Origin of the sequence: Roseateles sp. 22389 (genome assembly GCF_052044995.1) — a bacterium.
GTDB lineage: Bacteria > Pseudomonadota > Gammaproteobacteria > Burkholderiales > Burkholderiaceae_C > Roseateles.
Genome location: NZ_JBQEOF010000010.1, coordinates 56,947 through 79,939, shown reverse-complemented (window position 1 = coordinate 79,939; position 22,993 = coordinate 56,947). Strand labels below are relative to the sequence as shown.

Sequence of the window (22,993 nt, the reverse complement as noted above, 5' to 3'; positions counted from 1 at the left end):
AGACCCTCATGGCTCGCTTCTTCATCGACCGTCCGATCTTCGCCTGGGTCCTGGCCATCATCACGATGCTGGCCGGCACCGTGGCGGTGCTGACCCTGCCGATCGCGCAATACCCCACCATCGCCCCGCCCGCCATCGCCATCACGGCGAACTATCCCGGCGCCTCCTCCAAAACCCTGGAGGACACCGTCACGCAGGTCATCGAGCAGAAGATGAAGGGACTGGACCGCCTGTCCTACATCGCCTCGACCAGCGAATCGACCGGCAGCGTGACCATCACCCTGACCTTCGAGACCGGCACCAATCCCGACACCGCGCAGGTGCAGGTCCAGAACAAGCTGGCGCTGGCGACCCCGCTGCTGCCGCAGGAGGTCCAGCAGCAGGGCGTTCAGGTCGCCAAGTCGGCCAACAACTTCCTGAATGTGCTGGCCTTCATCTCGGAGGACGGCCGGCTCACCGGGTCCGACCTGTCGGACTACGTCGCGGCCAACGTGCAGGACCCGATCAGCCGCGTGGAAGGCGTGGGCGACACGACGCTGTTCGGCTCGCAATACGCGATGCGCATCTGGCTGGATCCGGGCAAGCTCAACAGCTTCAAGCTGACGCCGCTGGATGTGAAGGCCGCGGTGCAGGCGCAGAACGCGCAGGTCTCGGCCGGCCAGCTCGGCGGCCTGCCGGCGGTGCCGAGCCAGCAGCTCAACGCCACCATCACCGCGCAGACGCGGCTGAAGACGGCCGAGGAATTCGAGGCCATCCTGCTGCGCACGCAGGCGGACGGCTCGGCGGTGCGGCTGCGCGACGTGGCGCGCGTCGAGCTGGGCAGCGAGAGCTACGCCACGGTCGCGCACTTCAACGGCAAGCCGGCGGCGGGCCTGGCGATCAAGCTGGCGACCGGCGCGAACGCGCTCGACACGGTCAAGGGCATCGATGCGAAGCTCGACGAGCTCAGCAAGTTCTTCCCGCCCGGCGTCAAGGTGATCAAGCCCTACGACACGACGCCGTTCGTGCGCATCTCCATCGAGGAGGTGATCAAGACGCTGGTCGAGGCCGTGGTGCTGGTCTTCCTGGTCATGTACCTGTTCCTGCAGAACTTCCGCGCCACGCTGATCCCGACGATCGCGGTGCCGGTGGTGCTGATGGGCACCTTCGGCGTGCTGGCGGTGTTCGGCTACTCGCTCAACACGCTGACGATGCTGGCGATGGTGCTGGCCATCGGCCTGCTGGTCGACGACGCGATCGTCGTCGTCGAGAACGTCGAGCGCGTGATGAGCGAGGAAGGCCTGTCGCCGCTGGAGGCGACGCGCAAGTCGATGGGGCAGATCACCGGCGCGCTGGTCGGCGTGGCGCTGGTGCTGGCGGCGGTCTTCGTGCCGATGGCCTTCTTCGGCGGCTCGACCGGTGTGATCTACCGCCAGTTCACCGTGACCATCGTGTCGGCGATGACGCTGTCGGTGCTGGTGGCGATGATCCTGACGCCGGCGCTGTGCGCGACCCTGCTCAAGCCGGTGGCCAAGGGCCATGCGCTGGCCACGACCGGCTTCTTCGGCGCGTTCAACCGCGCCTTCGATCGCGGCAATCGCCGCTACCAGGGCATCGTGCAGCACATGCTGGGCCGCGGCTGGCGCTACATGGCCGGCTACGCGGTGCTGGTGGCAGTGGTCGGATTTGTCTTCAGCAAGATCCCCGCCGGTTTCCTGCCGGAAGAGGACCAGGGCACGCTGTTCACGCTGGTGCAACTGCCGCCCGGTGCCACGCAGGCCAGGACGCAGGAGGTGCTCCAGCAGGTCGACCATCACTTCCTGGTCGAGCAGAAAGACGCGGTGGACTCGATCTTCTCGGTGGCGGGCTTCAGCTTCGCGGGCAGCGGCCAGAACGCCGGCTTCGCCTTCGTGAAGCTCAAGCCCTGGGGCGACCGCGTCCGGCCGGAGCTGAAGGCCGCGGCGGTGGCCGGGCGGGCGATGGAGACGCTGTCGAAGATCCGCAACGCGACGGTCTTCGCGATCGTGCCGCCCGCGGTGTCGGAGCTGGGCAATGCGAGCGGCTTCGACCTGATGCTGCAGGACCGCGCCAACCTCGGCCATGCCGCGCTGATGCAGGCCCGCAACCAGCTGCTGGGCGCGCTGATGAAGGAGCCGGGCCTGGTCGCCGTGCGGCCCAACGGCATGGAGGACTCGCCCGACTTCCGGCTCGACATCGACGAGCACAAGGTCGGCGCGCTGGGCCTGTCGATGAGCGACGTGAACGCGACCTTCTCGACCGCCTGGGGCAGCAACTACGTCAACGACTTCATCGATCGTGGCCGGGTGAAGAAGGTCTTCCTGCAGTCGGACGCACCGTTCCGGATGCTGCCGGGCGACATCGACCATTGGTTCGTCCGCAATGCCGCCGGGACCATGGTGCCCTTCAGCGCCTTCGCCACCGCCAGCTGGACCCTCGGCTCCCCGCGCCTGGAGCGCTACAACGGCGTGCCGTCGGTGGAGATCCTGGGCATGGCGCTGCCGGGCGCGCTGTCCAGCGGCCAGGCGCTGGACCTGGTCGAGCGCCACGCGGCCGCGCTGCCGCCGGGCATCGGCTACGAGTGGACCGGCGTCTCGCGCCAGGAGCGCGAGGCCGGCGGCCAGGCGGGCCTGCTGTACGCGGTGTCCATCCTGGTGGTGTTCCTGTGCCTGGCGGCGCTGTACGAGAGCTGGTCCATCCCGTTCTCGGTGGTGCTGGTGGTGCCGCTGGGCGTGCTGGGCACGCTGGTCGGCGCGGTGCTGACCTGGAAGATGAACGACGTCTACTTCCAGGTGGGCCTGCTGACCACGGTGGGCCTGGCCTCGAAGAACGCGATCCTGATCGTCGAGTTCGCGAAGGAGCTGCATGCGAGGGGCATGTCCACCCTCGAGGCCGCGATCGCCGCGGCGCGCATGCGCCTGCGGCCGATCCTGATGACCTCGCTGGCCTTCATCCTGGGCGTGCTGCCGCTGATGGTCAGCAAGGGCGCCGGCGCCGGCGCGCAGAACGCGCTCGGCACGGCCGTCGTCGGCGGCATGGTGTCCGGCACGGTGCTGGCGATCTTCTTCGTGCCGCTGTTCTTCGTCGTCGTGCAGGGACTGTTCGGGCGCAACAAGCCCGCGGCGGCCGAGTCCGCCGGGGCCCCCGCCGCCGATGCCTCCCCCCTGTTGAACGAGGGCCACTGACATGACCCGACTGATTTCTCTTGTCCCTTCGCCGACCTGGCCCGGCCTGACGGCGCTGGCGGCGGCCCTGCTGCTGAGCGGCTGCGTCAACCTGGCGCCGCGCTACGAGCGTCCCGCCGCGCCGGTGCCCGAGCACTACCCGGACGCTCCGACAGACGCTGGATCGAACGGCGCCGCGAACGCGGACGTCGGCTGGCGGACCTTCTTCGCCGACGCGAAGCTGCGCGGCCTGATCGAGCTGGCGCTCGACAACAACCGCGACCTGCGCGTGGCGGTGCTCAACATCGCGCAGGCCCGCGCGCAGTACCGCATCCAGGACGCGGCCACCTTGCCGACGCTGAGCGCCAGCGGCAGCGGCACCGCGACCCGCACGCCGGCCAGCCTCTCGGCGACCGGCGAGGCGCTGACCAGCCACCAGTACAGCGCGACGCTGGGCGTCAGCGCCTACGAGCTGGACCTGTTCGGCCGCGTGCGCAACCTGAGCGCGCAGGCGCTGGAGCAATACCTCTCCACCGAGGAGGCGAGGCGCAGCACCCAGATCTCGCTGGTGGCCGAGGTGGCCACGGCCTACCTGACCTGGGCCGCGGACCTGGAGCGCCTGGCGCTGGCGCGCGAGACGCTGCGCAGCCAGTCCGACACCTACACGCTGACCCAGCGCAGCTTCGAGCTGGGCAGCGCCTCGGCGCTGACGCTGCGGCAGGTGCAGACCAGCGTCGACAGCGCGCGCGTGGACGTGGCGCGCTACACCGGCCAGATCGCGCAGGACCGCAACGCGCTGGCGTTGCTGCTGGGCGCGCCGGTGCCTGGCGAACTGGCGCCGGGCGCGCTGGGCGACGGGCCCGGCGCGCTGCCCGAGCTGCCGGCCGGACTGCCGTCCGAGCTGATGCTGCGCCGGCCCGACCTGCTGCAGTCGGAGCACAAGCTCAAGGCCGCCACGGCCAACATCGGCGCGGCGCGCGCGGCCTTCTATCCGCGCATCAGCCTGACGGCCTCGGCGGGCAGTGGCAGCGCGGACCTGTCGGGCCTGTTCAAGGGCGGTTCGGGGACCTGGACCTTCCTGCCGCAGATCAGCCTGCCGATCTTCGACGGCGGCAGCAACCGGGCTTCGCTCGACAGCGCCATCGCCGGACGCGACATCGCCGTGGCGCAGTACGAGCAGGCGATCCAGTCCGCCTTCCGCGAGGTGGCGGACGCGCTGGCGCAGCGCGAGGCGCTGAGCGGTCAGCTGCAGGCGCAGCAGTCGCTGGTCGAAGCGAGCGGCGACGCGCTGAAGCTGTCCGATGCCCGCTTCGCGCGCGGCGTCGACAGCTACCTGGACGTGCTGGATGCGCAGCGCTCCTGGTACGGCGCGCAGCAGACGCTGATCGGCATGCGGCTCTCGCGGCTGACCAACGGGGTGACGCTCTACAAGGCGCTGGGCGGTGGCTGGAACGGCTGAGCGCCGGCCGCGACCGCGTCGCGAGGGGCAGTGTTGAGCACCAGGAGGGCATCCATGGACCAGGAAGGCGACACGAAACCAGCGGGCCCGGCGCCCGCGCCGCGCGGCCGGCCGTCGCGGCGGTCGATGCTGCTGTCGACGGCGATCCGCGTGCTGCAGGAGCGCGGCATCCGCAACATGACGCTGGAGGAAGTGTGCGCGGCGTCGGGGGTGTCGCGGGGCGCGGTGTACTGGCACTTCCGGTCGAAGGAGCGCCTGGTGGAGGAGTCGCTCGCGGCGACGACGCTGCCGCTGGAGCAACTGCGGCAGCAGGCCTGGGAGGATCCCTGCACGACGCTGGCGCGGGCGGTGATGGCCTGCGTGACCCAGGAGCGCCTGCGCGGGCTCTGCGTGACGCTGCTGTTCAACGCGTCGGAGGCTGCGGCGCGGGCGCGGATGGCCCGGGTGCGGGTGGCGGTCACCTGGTTCCTGGCGCGGCATTGCGTGGCCCGGCGCGACGTGCTCGGCCGCGTGGCGCGGCGGCACCGGGTGCAGCTCGCGCACGCGATGGTCATGGGCTCGCTCATCGAGTTCATGGCCTTCATGCCCAGGGACATCGCCGGCGAGCATGCGCTCGCGCAGGCGCTGCGCCGGCTGGTCGGCGCCGGGCCGGCGCAGGAGCGGCTCCAGCCGGTGTGAGGGCTGCGTCGCCGGGGTCGCCGCGACGGGGCCCGATCACAACCGTCCCACTTGATTCGCGAGGACTTGTCACCGATGAAAAAAGAAATGCGTCCGGCACACAGGAACGTCGGGCTTGCGCAACTGCCGGCCTACATGGCCAGGTTCCCGGCCACCGCCTGGGTGTCGCTGCTGCATCGCGTCAGCGGCCTGCTCCTGGTTCTGGCGCTGCCGCTGGTCATCGCGACCCTCGAGGCCGCGCTCGCCTCCGAGGGCTCCTACGAACGGCTGACGGCGGTGTTCTCGACCGGTTGGGGCGGCCTGCCGGGCTGGCTCATGAAGCTGCTGTCGCTGGTCCTGCTGTGGGCCTTCCTGCACCACCTGGCCGCGGGACTCCGGTTCGTGCTGCTCGACATGAGTCACCGCGCGGTGGAGAAGCACCGGGCATCGCGTTCCGCGCGGTGGGTGCTGATCTCGAGCCTGACGCTGACGGTGGCGGTGGGCGCCAAGGCCTTCGCGCTCCTATGAGCACGCGATGGGCGCGGCAGGCCCCCTCGCCGGTCGCATCGATCGCCCGCCTTCTCAAGGAAGTCCCATGACAAAGCTTGTGCGTTGCATCCAGGCGCTGGTCATCCTCATGTGCCTGGTGCCGCTCGTCGGCCACGGCCAGGAGCCTCCGCCTCCGGTCCCGCTTCCGGTGCCGCTCCTGCCACCGCCACCATTGCCACCACTGCCGCCGCCGCCATTGCCACCGCCGCCGCCATTGCCGCCGCCATTGCCGCTGCTTCCACCCCCACACGTCACCGTGTCGGCGATCGTGCTCGACCAGGCGCCACCGCCTCCGATGGTCGAGCGCATCCCGCCCGCGCCCTTCGAAGGCGCCCTGTGGGTAGGTGGTTACTGGGACTGGACGGGGGATCGATACCAATGGATCGGGGGGCGATGGGAAACCGCGCGCCGCGGATACAGCTACCGCGCTCCTGGCTGGGTTCGTGAAGGCGCGCTGTGGCGGCTCGACCTTGGCGGTTGGGTCGCGCGCTGATCGCTGCGGGCTGCTCGCGGTGAGGTCGCGCTTTCACCGCCAGGATCTGCCTCGCTCGCGCCTGGACGGAATATGAGATGCTCCGCGCCCGGTGCGGTCGGCGGCTTGTCCCCCGGCCGCATCTCGGCGGGGAGTCAGCCCTTGAAGGTGATGTGCGTGGGAATTGGAAGACGTCTCGGAATGCTGGTGCTGGCGGCGACGCTGGCCGGTTGCTCGACCTATCGGCCCTGGATCAATGGCGGCCTCGCGGCGGGNGCGCCGGTCGCCCCGCGCCGCACGCCGCCGGCGGTCGTGGCCGCCGTCACGCTGTCCGGCGGGGGCGCGCGGGCGGCCGCGTTCGGCCTGGGCGTGCTGCGCGAGTTGAAGGCCACGCCGTTCAGTCTCGAGGGCCAGCCCACGACGCTGCTGGACCAGGTCGCGCTGGTCAGCGGGGTGTCCGGCGGCAGCATCCTGGCCGCGCACTTCGCGGCCTTCGGCGACGAGACGCTGACGCGCTTCGAGCCCGACTTCCTGATGGTGCCCTTCGAGGCCGGTCTGATCCGCCAGGCCTTCGCGCCGACACGCCTGTATCACCTGACCTCGCCGTGGTACGGCCGCAGCCACATCCTGGCGCAGCGGCTCGACGAGCTCTATCGCGGCCTGACCTTCGGCGACCTGAAGTCACGCCCCCATGCGCCGGACCTGATGGTGACCGCCACCGACCTCACCACCGGCGCCCCCTTCGATTTCACGCCCGAGCAGTTCGGCCTGATCTGCTCGGACCTGGACCGCACACCGCTGTCGTTCGCGGTCGCGGCCTCGTCGGCGGTGCCCATCCTGCTGTCGCCGATGACCCTGAAGAACCACGCCGGCGAATGTGCCCCCGCGGCGGCGGCGCCGCGCGGCCCGGCGACGTCCGACGACTACCGCACCCGGCTGCTGGCGCTGAGCGCGCAAAGCTACCGCGACGCCAACGAGCGTCCCTACATCCATCTCGTGGACGGCGGGGTCTCGGACAACACCGGCGCGCGGCTGATGCTGGACCGGCTGCTGGCCGGCGGCTCGATCGCCTCGTCCTTCCCGGACGCGCCGCCCGGCTCGATCCACCGGATGGTCCTGATCACGGTGAACTCGGAGCGCGACCTGGCCGAGCGCATCGACGCCAGCGACCGGGTGCCGTCGACGGGGCAGGTCATCGAGACGCTGGTCTTCGGCGCGGGCGCGCGCGAGACGCAGGTCACGCTGGCCATGCTCAACGACGACCACCGTCGCTGGCAGGCGGAACTGATGCGCACGCGCGGCACGCCGGGGAGTCCGTTCGCGGCGGACGCCGAGCTCCACATCGTCAGCGTGAGCCTGCATGACGTGCCGGACGACAAGATCCGCCACAGCCTGCTGCGCGTGCCGACGGCCTTCACCATCGAGGGCCGCGACGTGCAGGAGCTGCAGAAGGCGGGCGCCGAGGCGCTGCGTTCGGCCCCCGCGTTCATCCGCTTGAGGGAGAGCCTGGACCGGCTGAAGTGAGGCGCGGCGGACGCCGCAGCGTCCGCCCGGCGCCCCCCTCGATGCTCACTTCGGCGCCATCCGGATCGCGCCGTCCAGGCGGATCACCTCGCCGTTGAGCATGTCGTTGGTGACGATCTGGTGGACCAGCTTGGCGTAGTCCTCCGGGCGGCCCAGGCGGGACGGGAAGGGCACGCTCGCGGCCAGCGCGTCCTGCACTTCCTGCGGCATGCCGAACAGCATCGGCGTGCCGAAGATGCCGGGGGCGATCGTCATGTTGCGAATGCCGTTGCGGGCCAGGTCGCGCGCGATCGGCAGCGTCATGCCGACCACGCCGCCCTTGGAGGCCGCATAGGCCGCCTGGCCCATCTGGCCGTCATAGGCGGCGACCGAGGCGGTCGAGATCAGGACGCCGCGCTCGCCGGTCGGCTCGGGTTCGTTCCGGCTCATCGCCTCGGCGGCCAGGCGGATCATGTTGAAGCTGCCGACCAGGTTGACGGTGACGACCTTGGAGAAGGTCGCCAGCGCATGCGCGCCGTCCTTGCCGACCGTCTTGGCGGCCGGCGCGATGCCGGCGCAGTTCACCAGGCCCATCAGCTTGCCCAGCGAGACCGCCTTGGCGACGACCGCCTGCGCGTCGGCCTCCTGGCTGACGTCGCACTTGACGAAGGCGCCGTTCAGCTCCCGGGCCAGGGCTTCGCCGCGCTCGACCTGCAGGTCGGCGATGACGACGGTCGCGCCTTCGCGCGCCAGCATGCGGGCCGTGCCCTCGCCCAGTCCCGACGCGCCGCCGGTGACGATGAAGACCTTGTTCGCGATGTCCATGGGATGTCTCCTTCCAGGGGGTTCCTGTGTCCGGGCGGCGGCGGGGCGGCCGCGCACCGGCTGGTTGCCGTTGACGTAAACGTCAATTGTCGGCGGAAAAATGGCGACCTCGTGGGCCGCCATCGTTGCTGCCGCGACGCGCGCGCGTCGCGGATCGTCGGGTCTCAGCCCAGCGCGGCGAGGGCGCGGCCGGTGATCTCGTCGACCGTGCCGATGCCTTCGATGCGGCGGTACTGCGGCGCCTGCGCGTCGCCGCTGGCGGCCCAGGTCGAGTAGTAGTCCACCAGCGGGCGGGTCTGCGCCTGGTACACCTCGAGCCGCTTCTTGACGGTCTCTTCCTTGTCGTCGTCGCGCTGGATCAGGTCCTCGCCGGTGACGTCGTCCTTGCCGGCGACCTTGGGCGGGTTGAACTTGGTGTGATAGGTGCGACCCGAGCCGACGTGCACGCGGCGGCCGCTCATGCGCTCGATGATGGCGGCGTCAGGGACGTCGATCTCGAGCACGAAATCCAGCTTCACGCCGGCGGCCTTCATCGCGTCGGCCTGCGGGATGGTGCGGGGGAAGCCGTCGAACAGGAAACCCTTGGCGCAGTCCGGCTGCGCGATGCGCTCCTTGACCAGGCCGATGATGATGTCGTCGCTGACGAGGCCGCCGGCGTCCATCACCTTCTTGGCCGCGACGCCGAGTTCGGTGCCCGCCTTGACGGCGGCGCGCAGCATGTCTCCGGTGGAGATCTGCGGGATACCGAACTTTTGGCAGATGAAAGCCGCCTGGGTGCCTTTACCGGCGCCAGGGGCGCCCAGAAGAATCAGTCGCATGGGTCTCCTCGATATGGGGAGAGGGCGCGCCGCACGGGTCGACGCGCCCTCGAAAACTGCGGGCGAGGATAGCACGGGCCTGCCTACGCCCCGCTGACGCGACCGTCGAATGACAGGGGCCGTCACCCGGTCGGGCCAGGGCCGCGATTCAGCTGGCCATCAGCTGTCTGACGCGTTCCAGGTCCTCGGGCGTGTCCACGCCGGGACCGGGCCGCTCGTCGCTGACATGCACCGCGATGCGCTCGCCGTGCCACAGCACGCGCAGTTGCTCGAGGGCCTCGATCTGCTCCAGCGGCGAGACGGCCAGCGTCGGGAAGCGGCGCAGGAAACCGGCTCGATAGGCATACAGGCCGACGTGGCGCAGGACCGCCCCGGGCTTGATGCGGGCGCCGCCGCCGGGCGCGTCGCGCCACCAGGGGATGGGCGCGCGGGAGAAATACAGCGCCAGGCCTTGCGCGTCGGTCACCAGCTTCACCACGTTCGGATTCGCGAACTCGGCGTCGTCGTCGATCGCGTGCGCGACCGTCGCCATCGCGCACTGCGGCCGCGCGGCCAGCAGCTCGGCGCAGGCGCGGATCATCGCCGGCGCGATCAGCGGCTCGTCGCCCTGGACGTTCACCACCAGCGCGTCGTCCGGCAGGGCCAGCAGCTCGCAGGCCTCGGCCAGGCGGTCGCTGCCGCTGGCGTGGTCGGCCCGGGTCATCAGCGCGCGGATGCCGTGGGCCTCGCAGGCCTGGCGCACCTCGGCCGCGTCGGTGGCCACCACGACCTGGGCCGCGCCGGCCAGCGCGGCCCGGCGCGCGACCTGCACGATCATCGGCGCGCCGGCGATGTCCGCCAGCGGCTTGTTCGGCAACCGCGTCGAGGCCAGCCGGGCCGGGATGACGATGTGGAAGGGCGTGCTCACGCCGGGTCGCCTTCGGCGTCGGTGGAGCGGGCCTCGTTGGCCAGCATCACCGGGATGCCGTCGCGGATCGGGAAGGCCAGGCGGTCGGCGGGGCAGACCAGCTCGCGGTCCGGCAGGCCGGTCGCCGCGGCGTTGCGGCGGTCTTCCAGCGGGCCCTTGCAGACGGGGCACACCAGCATCTCAATCAGTCGATGGTCCATGGGGGAGCAGCCGCCGCAACTCGCGCTGCAGCGCCTCTTCAAAAGCGGGTTCGGGGCGGAAGTCTAGCGCCACCACCCAGATGCGGCAGCCCTGCAGCGCCTCGGGGCGCAGCTTGACGGCATCCTTCTCGGTGATGACGACCTCGTCGGTGCGCGCCCAGGGCAGCGGGTCCAGCGCGGCATGGTCGGGCAGGGCCAGCGCGCGGAAGTTCAGGCCCTGCTCGCCGAGCATGTCGAAGAAGCGCTGCGGCCGCGCCAGGCCGGCGGCCGCCAGCAGCGGCTTGCCGCGCAGCGCGTGCAGGCGCTCGAGCCGGGCGGGCTCGCCGCGCCACCAGTCCGCCAGCGCGACCGCGCCGGCCAGTTGCCGGGTGCCGACGTAGCCGGGCAGGGCGGTGCTGGGCCGGCCGGTGCTGTAGAGCACCAGGGTGTCCGCGCAGGAGCCCGGCGGCGGCGGCAGGGCGCGTGACTGGCGCAGCGGCCCCGCCGGGAGCAGCCGGCCGTTGCCCAGACCGCGCTCGTCGAAGACGAGGAGGCTCAGCTGCCGCGGCAGCCGCCAGTGCTGCAGGCCGTCGTCGGAGACCAGCAGCTGGATGTCGGGGTTGGCCTCAAGCAGCGCGCGCGCCGCCGCGATGCGGTCGCGGCCGACGGCCACCGGCACGCCGGCGCGCAGCTTGATCAGCAGCGGTTCGTCGCCGACGTCCTCGGCGCGGTCGCCGTCGGCGATGACGCGGACCTGCGCCTCGTCGGCGCGGCCGTAGCCGCGCGAGATGACGCCGGCACGCAGGTTCAGGCGCTGGAGCGTGTCCAGCAGCGCGAGGGTGGTGGGGGTCTTGCCGGCGCCGCCGACCACCCAGTTGCCGACGACGATGACCGGCACCGGCAGCGGCTCGCTGCGCTTGAGGCCGAGCCGGTAGAGCAGCACCCGCAGCCGGATCACCGCGCCGTGCAGCGCGGCCAGCGGGCGGAGCAGGTGGGCCAGGCGGTCGTCGTCGCGCCAGGCGCGCTGCAGCCGGTCTTCAAGTGCGGGCCGGGTCATGCGCGGGCCCGGCTGGCCGCGGCGCCCACGGCGGTCATTGCGGCTTGTTGGCGGCGAAGGTCAGTCGCGTCAGGTTGGCGCGACGCGCCGCGTCCATCGCGTTGACCACCGCCTGATGCGGCGTCGCCGCGTCGGCGGAGACGATGACCACCGGTTCCTGCTTGCCTTGCGCGGCCTGCAGCAGCGCGGCGGTCAGCAGGTCGACGCTGCGACCCTCGACCGCGTTGCGGTCGATCGCGTAGCGACCGTCCGCCGAGATCGCCACGATGATCTCGGCCGGCCGGTCCTTCAGCTGCTGGGCGTCCGCCGTCGGCAGCGTCAGCTGCAGTTCGGTGAACTTGGAATACGTGGTCGACAGCATCAGGAAGATCAGCACGACCAGCAGCACGTCGATGAACGGGATCAGGTTGATCTCCGGTTCCTCGCTCTGGCGACGGCGGAACTTCATGCCTTGGCCTTGCCTGGCGCGGGCGTGGCCACCGGCGGCGGCACGGTCACCGGACCGGTGTTGGCCGCATGGGCGCCGGCGGGCATCGCGCGGTTCACCAGGTGCGTCAGCAGGCGCTCGCTGGCTTGTTCCATGTCCACCACGTAGGCCTCGATGCGGCCGCGGAAGTAGCGGTAGAACATCAGCGACGGGATCGCCACGATCAGGCCGAACGCGGTGTTGTAGAGCGCGATCGAGATGCCGTGCGCCAGCAGGCCGGGGTTGTTGCCGGTGGGGCTCTGGCTGCCGAAGATCTCGATCATGCCCACCACCGTGCCGAGCAGTCCCAGCAGCGGGGCGGCCGCGGCGATGGTGCCCAGCGTGTTGAGGTAGCGCTCCATCTGGTGGATCGCGTGGCGGCCGGCCAGCTCGAAGACCTGGCGCAGGCGGGCTTCGCCGGCGCGCGGATCGGCCTGCGAGGCGCGCAGCCCGGCGGCCAGCACCTGGCCCAGCAGCGAGTTCTCGGCCAGCTTGCCGACGACCTCACCGCTCGGGATCTGCAGCTGGGTCACGCCCAGCACTTCCTCGATCAGGCTGGGCGGCGCCACCCGGGCGGCGCGCAGGCTCACGACGCGCTCGATGATCAGCGCCAGGGCCACCACGGAACACAGCAGCAGCGGCCAGATCGGCCAACCGGCGGCTTGTATGATCGAAAACAAGGCTTTCCCTCCGTTCGGGCATCTCCGGCCCGGCGGCGCATTATGGCGCCACGCCGCCCGCGCTTCGACCACCGCGGCCCCTCATCACAAGCCCTTACAAACATCCACCGAACCTGTGGATAACTTTGTGGGCAACTGGTCGCGGAACCGCGCCAGGGCCCGTCAGCAAACGGCAAGGATTAGCCTGCTTCAAAAATGAGCAGGAAAAAGCTTTTGAAAAACAAGCGCTTATCGATATGTGACGCGGGCATGACGGGCAATATGGCCTGCGGAGCCAGCATTGGCGCGGCTGTGGAGTTCCCGACCCGCGCCATTGCTGGGTTTGCGCATGATTGACGCCCCACAACCCGCATCGCCACGGATGGTCTGGGGTGTCGCGGCCCTGTTGACGGCCCTTTCCGACGCATTGCAGGCCAGATTCCCCATCGTGACGGTGCAAGGCGAGCTGTCGGGTTTCACCCGCGCGGCCAGCGGCCACTGCTACTTCAGCCTGAAGGATGCCGACGGCCAACCGGCGATGCTGCGCTGCGCGATGTTCCGGCGCGCCGCGTCGATGGTCGACTTCGCGCCGCGCGACGGCATGACCGTCGAGTTGAGAGGCCGGCTCGACCTCTACGGGCCGCGCGGCGAGCTGCAATTCATCGTCGAGGCGATGCGGCGCTCCGGCGAGGGCGCGCTGTACGAGCAGTTCCTGCGCCTGAAGGCGCGGCTGGAGGCGCAGGGCTGGTTCGATCCCGACCGCAAGCGCCGCCCGCCGCCCTACGCGCGCCGGATCGGCGTGATCACCTCGACCGGCGGCGCGGCCCTGCATGACGTGCTCACGGCGCTGCGCCGGCGCGCGCCGCATGCGCGGGTGTTCATCTACCCGACGCTGGTGCAGGGCAGCGAGGCCCCGCCGGCGATCGTTCGCGCGCTGGCCGCGGCGAACGCCCGTGCCGACGCCGAGGTGCTGCTGCTCGTGCGCGGTGGCGGTTCGCTCGAGGACCTCTGGGCCTTCAACGACGAGCGCGTCGTGCAGGCGGTGGGCGAATCGGCGCTGCCGGTGATCTGCGGCGTCGGGCACGAGACCGACATCACACTCGCCGACCTGGCGGCCGACCTGCGGGCGCCGACGCCGACCGCCGCCGCGGAGCTGGCGACCGTGGCACGCCAGCAATGCCTGGACAGCCTGGATGCGCTGGAGCGGCAGCTGCGGCGCCGTGTCGAGCAACGCCTGGACGCGGCGGCGCAGCGGCTGGACCGGCTCGCGCTGCGGCTGGCGCGGCCGGGCGACGCGCTGTCGAGACAACGCCGGCGGCTCGATCTGCTGTCGCAGCGGCTGAGACAGGTCGCGCCGCGGACCGTGTCGATGGAGACCCAGCGCCTGCGCCACCTCGCGCAGCGCCTGGCCCAGGTCGCGCCCCGCGCCGCCGCCCTGGAACAGCAGCGGCTGCGGCACCTGGCGCAGCGGCTGGACCGCGCGCTGCCGCAACAGGCGCAGCGCGGCGCCCAGCGGCTGGAGGGGCTGGCGGCGCGCCTTCAGGCGCTCGACCCGCGCCAGGTGCTGGCGCGCGGTTACGCCTGGCTGGACGATGGCCAGGGGCGGGCGCTCGTTTCGGTGGACCAGCTCCATGAGGGCCAGGACTTGCGCGCCGTGCTGGCCGACGGCGAGGCCGACCTGCGGGTCGGGCGCATCGCCCGCCGGGAGCGCTGAGGGGCGACCTGCGCCCCGGGGCGGCGGGGTACGCGTGCTCCCGGCAGGGGCTTGATTTCGCTGCCTACAATCGCCCGCGACATCCGTCCCACCACCAACCGATTAGGAGTCCCTCATGGAACACGTCCTGCCCGATCTGCCGTACGACAAGAAGGCGCTGGAGCCGCACATCAGCGCCGAGACCTTCGAGTACCACCACGGCAAGCATCACAAGGCCTACGTGGACAACCTGAACAACCTGCAGAAGGGCACCGAGTTCGAAAGCAAGACGCTGGAAGAGATCGTCAAGACCTCGAGCGGTCCGATCTACAACAACGCCGCCCAGATCTGGAACCACACCTTCTTCTGGTCCTGCATGAAGCCCAACGGCGGCGGCGCGCCGACCGGCAAGCTGCTTGACGCGATCAATGCCAAGTGGGGCAGCGTCGATGCCTTCAAGGAAGCCTTCCAGAAGAGCGCCGTCGGCAACTTCGGTTCCGGCTGGACCTGGCTGGTGAAGAAGGCCGACGGCAGCGTCGACATCGTCAACACGGGCGCCGCCGGCACCCCGCTGACCACCGCCGACACCGCGCTGCTGACCATCGACGTGTGGGAACACGCCTACTACATCGACTACCGCAACGCGCGTCCGAAGTTCGTCGAGACCTTCCTGAAGAGCCTGGTCAACTGGGACTTCGCGCAAGCCAACTTCGGCAACTGAAGCCGCGGCGCCTGCGCGAGCGGGCGCCGGATGGACCAACGGCCCGGGATCGCTCCCGGGCCGTTGTCGTTTCAGGGGGGCGCCGCGACCTCGCGGCTTCGCTTCACTTGGGCCAGGGGCCGCCGCGCAGCTTCGAGCCGGCCTTCAGGCCGCGCTTGTCGAACCAGCCCTTGTTCATTTCCAGCACGTAGCGCACCGGCTTGGTGGAGCAATGCGAGGCGTCGGACAGCGGCTGCATCTCGACGATGTTGACGATGGTGCCGTCGTCGGCGACGAACGCGGCCGACAGCGGGATCAGCGTGTTGCGCATCCAGAAGCACTGCTGCGCGGGCTGTTCGAACACGAAGATCATGCCGGCGTTGGGCGCCATCTCCTTGCGGGCCATCAGGCCGATGGCGCGCTGCTCGTCGGTGCGGGCGACCTCGGCATGGATCAGGTGCATGCCCGCGCCGAGCTCGACGACCGGCAGGCCGGTCTGCGGGATCTGCTGGGCCACGGCGGGCGTGGCGGCCGACAGCGCGGTGATCAACAGGGCGGTCGACAGGGCGGCGGACGATGCGGCGCGTTTGATATTGAGCATGACGTGACCTCGAGGATGGGCGGATTATCGCGGCCATGTTGCCCGCCCCCGCCGCCTCGGCCGATGCCGGCGCCCGGGGCGCCGACATCCGGCCCGCCAATCGCCCCCGCCGCGACGCGCCGCTGACGCCGGCGGCGCCCTCGGCGCCCGATGGGCTCGACGGGCCCGACGAAGCGCTGCGCCCCGTCACGCAATGGCATGCAGCAGCGGGCGGCGAGCGCATCGCGCGCACGCGCTTGCGGCTCTCGGGCATGCATTGCGCCGCCTGCGCCGGCCTGATCGAAACCACGCTGCTCGCGCGTCGCGGGGTTCACGCGGCGCAGGTGAACGCCTCCACCCAGACCTTGTTGCTGGACTGGTCGCCGGCGGATGTCCCGTTCGAGGAGCTGCGGCAATCGCTGAGGGCCGCCGGCTACGACCTCGCCCCTGACCTCGCCGGGCCCGCGCGCGAACTGCGCCGGCGCGAGCACCGACAGGCCGTCTGGCGGCTGTTCGTGGCGAGCTTCCTGATGATGCAGGTGATGATGCTGGCGTGGCCGTCCTACGTGGCCGCGCCCGGCGAGATGGCGCCGGACCAGGCGGCCCTGCTGCGCTGGGGCCAATGGGTGTTGACGCTGCCGGTCATGCTGCTGGCGGCGGGCCCGTTCTTCCAGGCCGCGGCCTCGCAGCTGCGCCAGCGCCGCATCGGCATGGACGTGCCCGTGGCCCTGGGATTGGCGGTCGCCTTCGTCGCCGGCAGCGGCGCGACGCTCGATCCGGGCGGGCTCTTCGGGCACGAGGTCTACTTCGACTCGATCACCATGTTCGTGGCCTTCCTGCTGGGCGCGCGCTACCTCGAACTGCGCGCGCGACACCGCGCCGCGCAGGCGCTCGAGCACGCCGCCGGCGAACTGCCGGAGCGGGTCGAGCGCCAGAAGCCGGACGGCAGCGTCGAAACGGTGCCCGTGGCGCAGCTGGCGCCGGGCGACCTCGTGCGCATGGCGGCCGGGCAGCGCATTCCCGCCGATGCCACGGTGGACGCCGGTGCTGGCGCGGTGGACGAGTCGCTGCTCACCGGCGAGTCCAGACCGGTCGCGAAGGCGCCTGGTGACGAGGTGCTCGCCGGCAGCCTGAACCTCCAGGGCGTGCTGATGCTGCGCGTGCGGCAGGTGGGCGAACAGACCCGGCTGGCCGGCATCCGCCAGCTGATGACGCAGGCCTTCCAGGACCGCCCGGCGACGCTGCGCATGGCCGACCGCGTGGCGGGATGGTTCCTGGCGGCGGTGCTCGTGCTGGCCGGCCTGGCTGCGCTCGCGTGGCAGCTGATCGATCCCTCGCGGGCGGTGGCCGTGGCGGTGTCCGTGCTGATCGTGACCTGTCCCTGCGCGCTGTCGCTGGCGGCGCCGGCGGCCTGGGTGGCCGCCGCGGGCACCTTGGCGCGACGCGGGCTGCTGCTGTCGCGGCTCGATGCGATCGAGACGCTGGCCGACATCGACGTCGTCGTCCTCGACAAGACCGGCACCCTGACCGATCCATCGCCCCGGCCCCGGCGCCAATGGCCCGACACGCTCGACGCCGACGCGCGGTCGGCGGCGCTCGCGCTGGCCGGCGCGTCGCACCATCCTCTGGCGCGCTCGCTCGCGCGAGCGTTGGAGTCCGAACGCGACGCTCCGCCCCCGTCGCCGTCGCCTTCGGCAAAGCAGTGGGTGATCGAAGAGTTCAGCGGTCGTGGCCTGGAAGCGCTGGCCGACGATGGACGGCGATGGCGGCTCGGCGTGCCGCGCTGGGCGCTGACGCACTTCGAGCCGCAGGAGCGGCGAACCGGCGTGGCCGATGCGCAGGTCGTGCTCGCCTGTGACGGCATCGCCCGGGCCGCCTGGCAGTTCGACGAGGCGCTGCGCGACGATGCGCGGACGGCGGTGAGCGCCTGGCGCGAGCGCGGGCTGGAGGTGCACCTGCTGTCCGGCGATGCACCCGAGCGCGTGGCCGCGATCGCGGACCAGGTCGGCCCGGTGCGATGGCGCGGCGGCGCGAGCCCCGAGGACAAGCTGGCCCACGTGGCGGCCTTGCAGGCCTGCGGCCATCGCGTGTTGATGATCGGCGATGGCATCAACGACGCGCCGGTGCTCGCGCGTGCGCAGGTCTCGGTGGCGATGGGGCAGGGCGCCGACCTCGCCAAGTCGCGCGCCGACGCGCTGCTGGTGTCGGACCGGCTCGGCGCGATCACCACCGCGCTCGGCCTGGCCCGGCGCACGCGCCAGGTGGCCCGTCAGAACCTGGCCTGGTCGGCGCTCTACAACGCGGCGTGCGTGCCGATGGCGCTCGTGGGCTGGCTGCCGCCGTGGGCGGCGGGCCTGGGCATGGCGACGAGTTCGCTGCTGGTGGTGGCCAACGCCGCACGCCTCGGACGCGACACGACCTTTCGCCGATGAGGCCATCCCCGATTCCTCGACGTCGTTCCGGAACCCGCACATGGACATCCTCTACCTGCTGATCCCGTTCTCGGTCGTGCTGGTCCTGCTGGTGCTGATGGTGTTCGGCTGGGCCGTGCAGGACGGACAGCTCGAGTCGCTGGACCGGGAAGGTCAACGAATCCTCGAGGACGACGCCGGAGCTTGACCGCCATCAACACGCCGGCGAACCAGGCGCCGAACAATCGCCGCCAATCGCGCGAAGAGCGCCTCGAGGAGCCAGCATGGCAAGCAAATCAGAGTCAACGGGAGCACGCGCAGGCGCGCCCAGCTACGAGGACGGCGTGGTCCGCGCCTTCGCGCTGGCGGCGGTGCTGTGGGGCGTGGTGGGAATGCTGGTCGGCGTGGTCATCGCCGCGCAGCTCGCCTGGCCGGAGTTGAACTTCGGCATTCCGTGGCTCAGCTACGGCCGGCTCCGGCCGCTGCACACCAACGCGGTGATCTTCGCCTTCGGCGGCTGCGTGCTGATGGCCACCGCCTTCCACGTCGTCCAGCGCACCAGCCATGTGAAGCTGTTCGCCCCCGCGCTGGCGTGGTTCACCTTCTGGGGCTGGCAGCTCGTCATCGTGCTCGCCGCGATCACCCTGCCGCTGGGCCTGACCACCGGCAAGGAATACGCCGAACTCGAATGGCCCATCGACCTCCTGATCGCCGTGGTCTGGGTCGCCTATGCGGTTGTCTTCTTCGGCACGATCGGCGTTCGACGTGTGCGCCACATCTATGTGGCCAACTGGTTCTTCGGCGCCTTCATCATCGCGGTGGCGCTGCTGCACATCGTCAACAGCGCCGAGATCCCGGTCTCGCTGACCAAAAGCTACTCCGCCTATGCCGGCGTCCAGGACGCCATGGTGCAGTGGTGGTACGGCCACAACGCGGTCGGCTTCTTCCTGACGGCCGGCTTCCTCGGCCTGATGTACTACTACATCCCCAAGCAGGCGAACCGGCCGGTCTACAGCTACCGGCTGTCGATCGTCCACTTCTGGGCGCTGATCTTCACCTACATGTGGGCGGGTCCCCACCACCTGCACTACACCGCGCTGCCGGACTGGGCGCAGAGCGTCGGCATGCTGTTCTCGCTGGTGCTGCTGGCGCCGAGCTGGGGCGGCATGATCAACGGCGTCATGACGCTCAGCGGCGCGTGGCACAAGCTGCGCGACGACCCGATCCTGAAGTTCCTGATCGTGGCGCTGTCGTTCTACGGCATGTCGACCTTCGAGGGGCCGATGATGTCGATCAAGACCGTCAATGCGCTGTCCCACTACACCGACTGGACCGTCGGCCACGTGCACAGCGGCGCGCTGGGCTGGGTGGGCTTCATCTCGATGGGGGCGCTGTACCACCTCATCCCCCGCATGTACGGCCGCGTGGAGATGTATTCCAAGCGCGCCATCGAACTGCACTTCTGGATCGCCACGCTGGGCATCGTGCTCTACATCGCCGCGATGTGGATCGCCGGCGTCATGCAGGGCCTGATGTGGCGCGCGGTGAATCCGGACGGCACGTTGACCTGGACCTTCGCCGAGAGCGTCAAGGCGACCTACCCGTTCTACGTGGTGCGGCTGCTGGGCGGCCTGCTGTACCTGAGCGGGATGTGCCTGATGGCCTGGAACGTCGTGATGACGGTCCGTGTCGGCCGCCCGGCCCGCCATCCCATTCCCGGCGCCGCATTCGCGGCCGCCGTCTGAACGCCCGGACCCCAAGGAGCACGTCATGGCCAACGCCCATGCCCCCGCCACCGGTCACGAGCGCATCGAGACCAGCAACTTCCTGATGATCGTGCTGGTGCTGCTGACGGTGATCGTCGGCGGCATCGTCGAGATCGTCCCGCTGTTCTTCCAGCGCTCGACCACGCAGGCCGTCGAGCATCTGAAGCCGTACTCGCCGCTGCAACTCGCCGGTCGCGATGTCTACATCCGTGAGGGTTGCTACAACTGCCACTCCCAGATGATCCGCCCGCTGCGCGCCGAGACGCTGCGCTACGGGCATTACTCGGTCGCCGGCGAGTTCGTCTACGACCACCCCTTCCAGTGGGGCAGCAAGCGCACCGGCCCCGACCTGGCCCGGGTCGGCGGCAAGTACAGCGACGAGTGGCACCGCCTGCACCTGACCAATCCGCGGGACCTGGTGCCCGAGTCCAACATGCCGGCCTACGCCTGGTTGTCGGGCGCGGCGCTCGATCCCAAGGACCTCGCGCCCAAGATGCGCGCGCTGCGGACCGTCGGGGTGCCCTACACGGACGAGCAGATCGCCCAGGCCGGCGCCGACGTCCAGGGCAGGACCGAAATGGATGCCGTCGTCGCCTACCTGCAGGTGCTGGGCACCGCGCTGAAGCCCTGATCGGAGCGCCGTCATGCCTGACATCGATGTGAATGTGCTGCGCTCCGCGGTGACCGTGCTGTCGCTGCTGGTATTCGCCGGCATCGTGGGCTGGGCCTATGCCCGCCGCAACCGGGAACGATTCGAAGACCAGGGAGCGCTCGTCCTGTCGGACGAGGACGTGACGCTCCAAGGAGGTCGTCATGAGTGATTTCGTTTCGAACGGCTGGTCGCTGTTCGTGGCCGCCGCCACCGTGCTGGGCCTGGCCCTGTGCCTGGCCCTGCTGATCATCGCCAGCCGCCGCAAGGTGATGGCCGCCGACAACTCCACCGGCCACGTCTGGGACGAGGACATCCGGGAGCTCAACAATCCGCTGCCTCGCTGGTGGATGGTGCTGTTCGTGCTGACGGTGGTCTTCTCGGTGCTCTATCTGGCGCTGTATCCGGGTCTGGGCGGCTACGCCGGTCGGCTGGGCTGGTCGAGCACCGGCCAGTTCGACGCCGAGCAGGCCCAGGCCCGCGAGGCCATGCGGACGATCTACGCCAAGTTCGACGGGCTGCCGGTGGAAACCGTGGCCAGGGATCCGCAGGCGATGGGCATCGGCGAACGCCTGTTCGCCAACAACTGCGCCACCTGCCATGGCTCCGATGCCAAGGGGTCCAAGGGTTTCCCGAACCTCACCGACAACGACTGGCTGTATGGCGGCAGCGGCGAGACCCTCATCGAGACGATCACGCGTGGCCGGGAAGGCACGATGCCACCGATGGCGGCGGCGGTCGGCAACGGCGAGGATGTGCGCAACCTGGCGCATTACGTGCTGAGCCTGTCAGGCAGTCCGCACAACTCGGTGGCGGCCGCGCTGGGCAAATCCAGATTCACCGCCTGCGCCGCCTGCCACGGCATGGACGGACGCGGCAATCAGGCGCTGGGCGCTCCCAACCTCACCGACAAGGTCTGGCTGCACGGCTGGGGCGAGCCCGCGATCGTCGCGATGATCAACAACGGCAAGCACAGCCACATGCCGGAGCACGGCTCCCGGCTCAGCCCCGAGCAGATCCGCGTGCTGGCGGCCTATGTCTGGGGGCTGTCCCATGAGCGGCCCTGAGCTCAAGACGATCTCGCTGTATGCCTCCGAGGCGAAGGTCTATCCCCGCGCGGTGCATGGGTGGTTTGCCTTCTGGCGCTGGGCGCTGGTGTGGGCGACGCAGCTGCTGTTCTATGGGCTGCCCTGGCTGAGCTGGAACGGCCGCCAGGCCGTCCTGTTCGACCTGGACGCGCGGCGCTTCCTGATCTTCGACCTGATCCTGTACCCGCAGGACTTCATCTACCTGACCGCCTTGCTGGTCGTGTCGGCCTTCGGGCTGTTCTTCTTCACCGCGGTGGCGGGCCGGCTGTGGTGCGGCTACGCCTGCCCGCAGACGGTCTACACCGAGATCTTCCTGTGGATCGAGCGGCACACCGAGGGCGACCGCGCGGCGCGCATCCGTCTGGACAAGGCGGGCTGGTCGTTTGGCAAGCTGGGACGCAAGACGGCGAAGCACGCCGCGTGGCTGGCCGTGTCGCTCTGGACCGGTTTCACCTTCGTCGGTTACTTCGAACCGATCCGCATGCTGGGCGAGAACGCCATGCAGGCGGCGCTCGGCGGATGGGAAGTCTTCTGGATCCTGTTCTATGGATTGGCGACCTATGGCAATGCGGGCTACCTGCGGGAACAGGTCTGCAAGTACATGTGTCCCTATGCCCGCTTCCAGAGCGCGATGCTGGATCGGGACACGCTGATCATCAGTTACGACGCCGAGCGCGGCGATCCGCGCGGCCCGCGCTCGAAGAAGGCGGACCTGTCGACGATCGGACTCGGCGCCTGTGTCGATTGCCAGCAGTGCGTCCACGTGTGTCCCACCGGCATCGACATCCGCAAGGGCCTGCAGCACGAGTGCATCGGATGCGCCGCCTGCATCGACGTCTGCAACGACGTGATGGACAAGTTCGGCTATCCGCGCGGCTTGATCCGATACGCGACGCAGAACGGCATGCAGCATCGTTGGGGCGCCGCGCGCCAATGGCGACGTGTGTTGCGGCCCCGCGTGCTGATCTACGGCGGGATCCTGCTGGCGGTGTCGGCGGCGCTGGTCTGGAGCCTGGCGGTGCGGATGCCCTTCAAGGTGGATGTGGTGCGCGATCGCGCCGCGCTGGCGCGGGAGGTCGAGGACGGCGTCGTGGAGAACGTCTATCGCCTGCAATTGATGAACGCCGCCGAATCGACGCAGGTGTTCGTGCTGGACGTCGAGGGCATCCCCGGCCTGCGGGTCGCCGCACCGACCGGGCGATTGACGCTGGCGCCCGCCGAGGCGCGCTGGGTCACCGTCTCGCTGCGTCTGCCCGCGGAGCAGGCGCGGCGGCTGGGACCGGGCGTGCATCCGATGCGGTTCTCGATCCGCCGGGTGGAGGCCGGCGGGCCGTCGGGGGCCGGCGATGCACGCGAACTGTTCGAGAAATCCACTTTCATGGTGCCGCGATGAG

23 protein-coding genes are annotated in these 22,993 nt (G+C 70.3%); 15 read left to right on the top strand and 8 right to left on the bottom strand.

Features of this window, described 5'->3' with window-relative positions; all coding sequences use genetic code 11:
- Window positions 1-8: 8 nt before the first annotated feature.
- The 6 genes from ACTJKJ_RS15180 to ACTJKJ_RS15155 all read left to right on the top strand — a co-directional run bounded on the left by ACTJKJ_RS15180 (window position 9) and on the right by ACTJKJ_RS15155 (window position 7,822).
- Window positions 9-3,182, top strand: a complete 3,174-nt coding sequence (locus tag ACTJKJ_RS15180; RefSeq protein ID WP_440820970.1) for an efflux RND transporter permease subunit — start codon at window positions 9-11, stop codon at window positions 3,180-3,182.
- 1 nt (window position 3,183) lies between these two features.
- A complete protein-coding gene (gene adeC, locus ACTJKJ_RS15175) occupies window positions 3,184-4,620 on the top strand; it encodes an AdeC/AdeK/OprM family multidrug efflux complex outer membrane factor (protein ID WP_440820969.1) in 1,437 nt (478 codons plus the stop codon).
- A gap of 54 nt (window positions 4,621-4,674) precedes the next feature.
- Window positions 4,675-5,298: a TetR/AcrR family transcriptional regulator gene (locus ACTJKJ_RS15170; RefSeq protein ID WP_297388393.1), complete on the top strand. Its 624-nt coding sequence runs from the start codon at window positions 4,675-4,677 to the stop codon at window positions 5,296-5,298.
- Window positions 5,299-5,385: 87 nt separating this feature from the next.
- Complete coding sequence (gene sdhC, locus ACTJKJ_RS15165) at window positions 5,386-5,805, top strand: succinate dehydrogenase, cytochrome b556 subunit (protein ID WP_255511910.1); 420 nt, start codon at window positions 5,386-5,388, stop codon at window positions 5,803-5,805.
- Between the two features lie 67 nt (window positions 5,806-5,872).
- Window positions 5,873-6,319 (top strand): hypothetical protein, encoded by a 447-nt coding sequence (locus ACTJKJ_RS15160; protein ID WP_440820968.1) that lies wholly within the window; start codon window positions 5,873-5,875, stop codon window positions 6,317-6,319.
- Window positions 6,320-6,391: 72 nt separating this feature from the next.
- Window positions 6,392-7,822: a patatin-like phospholipase family protein gene (locus tag ACTJKJ_RS15155; RefSeq protein WP_440820967.1), complete on the top strand. Its 1,431-nt coding sequence runs from the start codon at window positions 6,392-6,394 to the stop codon at window positions 7,820-7,822.
- A gap of 45 nt (window positions 7,823-7,867) precedes the next feature.
- On the opposite strand, the gene ACTJKJ_RS15150 is transcribed toward ACTJKJ_RS15155, so the two are convergent.
- The 7 genes from ACTJKJ_RS15150 to ACTJKJ_RS15120 all read right to left on the bottom strand — a co-directional run bounded on the left by ACTJKJ_RS15150 (window position 7,868) and on the right by ACTJKJ_RS15120 (window position 12,733).
- A complete protein-coding gene (locus tag ACTJKJ_RS15150) occupies window positions 7,868-8,626 on the bottom strand; it encodes a 3-hydroxyacyl-CoA dehydrogenase (protein ID WP_183480761.1) in 759 nt (252 codons plus the stop codon).
- A gap of 164 nt (window positions 8,627-8,790) precedes the next feature.
- On the bottom strand, window positions 8,791-9,444 hold the full coding sequence (gene adk, locus ACTJKJ_RS15145) for an adenylate kinase (protein WP_091732226.1): 654 nt from the start codon (window positions 9,442-9,444) through the stop codon (window positions 8,791-8,793).
- 148 nt (window positions 9,445-9,592) lie between these two features.
- Window positions 9,593-10,351, bottom strand: coding sequence for a 3-deoxy-manno-octulosonate cytidylyltransferase (kdsB, locus tag ACTJKJ_RS15140; RefSeq protein ID WP_183480759.1), 759 nt, complete (start codon window positions 10,349-10,351; stop codon window positions 9,593-9,595).
- Window positions 10,348-10,551 (bottom strand): Trm112 family protein, encoded by a 204-nt coding sequence (locus tag ACTJKJ_RS15135; protein WP_091732234.1) that lies wholly within the window; start codon window positions 10,549-10,551, stop codon window positions 10,348-10,350. The genes kdsB and ACTJKJ_RS15135 overlap by 4 nt, the downstream gene beginning before the upstream one ends.
- Complete coding sequence (gene lpxK, locus ACTJKJ_RS15130) at window positions 10,532-11,587, bottom strand: tetraacyldisaccharide 4'-kinase (protein WP_440820966.1); 1,056 nt, start codon at window positions 11,585-11,587, stop codon at window positions 10,532-10,534. The genes ACTJKJ_RS15135 and lpxK overlap by 20 nt, the downstream gene beginning before the upstream one ends.
- 34 nt (window positions 11,588-11,621) lie before the next feature.
- The gene (locus ACTJKJ_RS15125) at window positions 11,622-12,035 is read right to left on the bottom strand and encodes an ExbD/TolR family protein (RefSeq protein ID WP_091732241.1); all 414 of its coding nucleotides are present in this window, start codon (window positions 12,033-12,035) and stop codon (window positions 11,622-11,624) included.
- On the bottom strand, window positions 12,032-12,733 hold the full coding sequence (locus ACTJKJ_RS15120; RefSeq protein WP_091732246.1) for a MotA/TolQ/ExbB proton channel family protein: 702 nt from the start codon (window positions 12,731-12,733) through the stop codon (window positions 12,032-12,034). The genes ACTJKJ_RS15125 and ACTJKJ_RS15120 overlap by 4 nt, the downstream gene beginning before the upstream one ends.
- Window positions 12,734-13,061: 328 nt before the next feature.
- Between ACTJKJ_RS15120 and xseA the strand changes: the two genes are divergently transcribed.
- Together xseA and ACTJKJ_RS15110 are read left to right on the top strand one after the other, a co-directional pair.
- A complete protein-coding gene (gene xseA / locus ACTJKJ_RS15115) occupies window positions 13,062-14,426 on the top strand; it encodes an exodeoxyribonuclease VII large subunit (protein ID WP_297388371.1) in 1,365 nt (454 codons plus the stop codon).
- A gap of 115 nt (window positions 14,427-14,541) precedes the next feature.
- The gene (locus tag ACTJKJ_RS15110) at window positions 14,542-15,126 is read left to right on the top strand and encodes a superoxide dismutase (protein ID WP_297388368.1); all 585 of its coding nucleotides are present in this window, start codon (window positions 14,542-14,544) and stop codon (window positions 15,124-15,126) included.
- Between the two features lie 103 nt (window positions 15,127-15,229).
- Here ACTJKJ_RS15110 and ACTJKJ_RS15105 read toward each other — a convergent pair whose 3' ends face one another.
- A complete protein-coding gene (locus ACTJKJ_RS15105; RefSeq protein WP_297388364.1) occupies window positions 15,230-15,706 on the bottom strand; it encodes a DUF192 domain-containing protein in 477 nt (158 codons plus the stop codon).
- Between the two features lie 35 nt (window positions 15,707-15,741).
- Between ACTJKJ_RS15105 and ACTJKJ_RS15100 the strand changes: the two genes are divergently transcribed.
- The 7 genes from ACTJKJ_RS15100 to ccoG all read left to right on the top strand — a co-directional run bounded on the left by ACTJKJ_RS15100 (window position 15,742) and on the right by ccoG (window position 22,992).
- Window positions 15,742-18,117: a heavy metal translocating P-type ATPase gene (locus ACTJKJ_RS15100; RefSeq protein ID WP_297388361.1), complete on the top strand. Its 2,376-nt coding sequence runs from the start codon at window positions 15,742-15,744 to the stop codon at window positions 18,115-18,117.
- A gap of 40 nt (window positions 18,118-18,157) precedes the next feature.
- On the top strand, window positions 18,158-18,304 hold the full coding sequence (ccoS, locus tag ACTJKJ_RS15095) for a cbb3-type cytochrome oxidase assembly protein CcoS (protein ID WP_091732264.1): 147 nt from the start codon (window positions 18,158-18,160) through the stop codon (window positions 18,302-18,304).
- Between the two features lie 76 nt (window positions 18,305-18,380).
- Complete coding sequence (ccoN, locus tag ACTJKJ_RS15090) at window positions 18,381-19,841, top strand: cytochrome-c oxidase, cbb3-type subunit I (protein WP_440820965.1); 1,461 nt, start codon at window positions 18,381-18,383, stop codon at window positions 19,839-19,841.
- Window positions 19,842-19,866: 25 nt separating this feature from the next.
- The gene (gene ccoO, locus ACTJKJ_RS15085) at window positions 19,867-20,493 is read left to right on the top strand and encodes a cytochrome-c oxidase, cbb3-type subunit II (protein WP_440820964.1); all 627 of its coding nucleotides are present in this window, start codon (window positions 19,867-19,869) and stop codon (window positions 20,491-20,493) included.
- Window positions 20,494-20,506: 13 nt separating this feature from the next.
- Complete coding sequence (locus ACTJKJ_RS15080; RefSeq protein WP_343604579.1) at window positions 20,507-20,683, top strand: cbb3-type cytochrome oxidase subunit 3; 177 nt, start codon at window positions 20,507-20,509, stop codon at window positions 20,681-20,683.
- Window positions 20,676-21,578, top strand: coding sequence for a cytochrome-c oxidase, cbb3-type subunit III (gene ccoP / locus ACTJKJ_RS15075; protein WP_440820963.1), 903 nt, complete (start codon window positions 20,676-20,678; stop codon window positions 21,576-21,578). Before ACTJKJ_RS15080 ends, ccoP begins: the two co-directional genes overlap by 8 nt.
- Complete coding sequence (ccoG, locus tag ACTJKJ_RS15070) at window positions 21,565-22,992, top strand: cytochrome c oxidase accessory protein CcoG (RefSeq protein WP_440820962.1); 1,428 nt, start codon at window positions 21,565-21,567, stop codon at window positions 22,990-22,992. Before ccoP ends, ccoG begins: the two co-directional genes overlap by 14 nt.
- Window position 22,993: the final 1 nt, after the last annotated feature.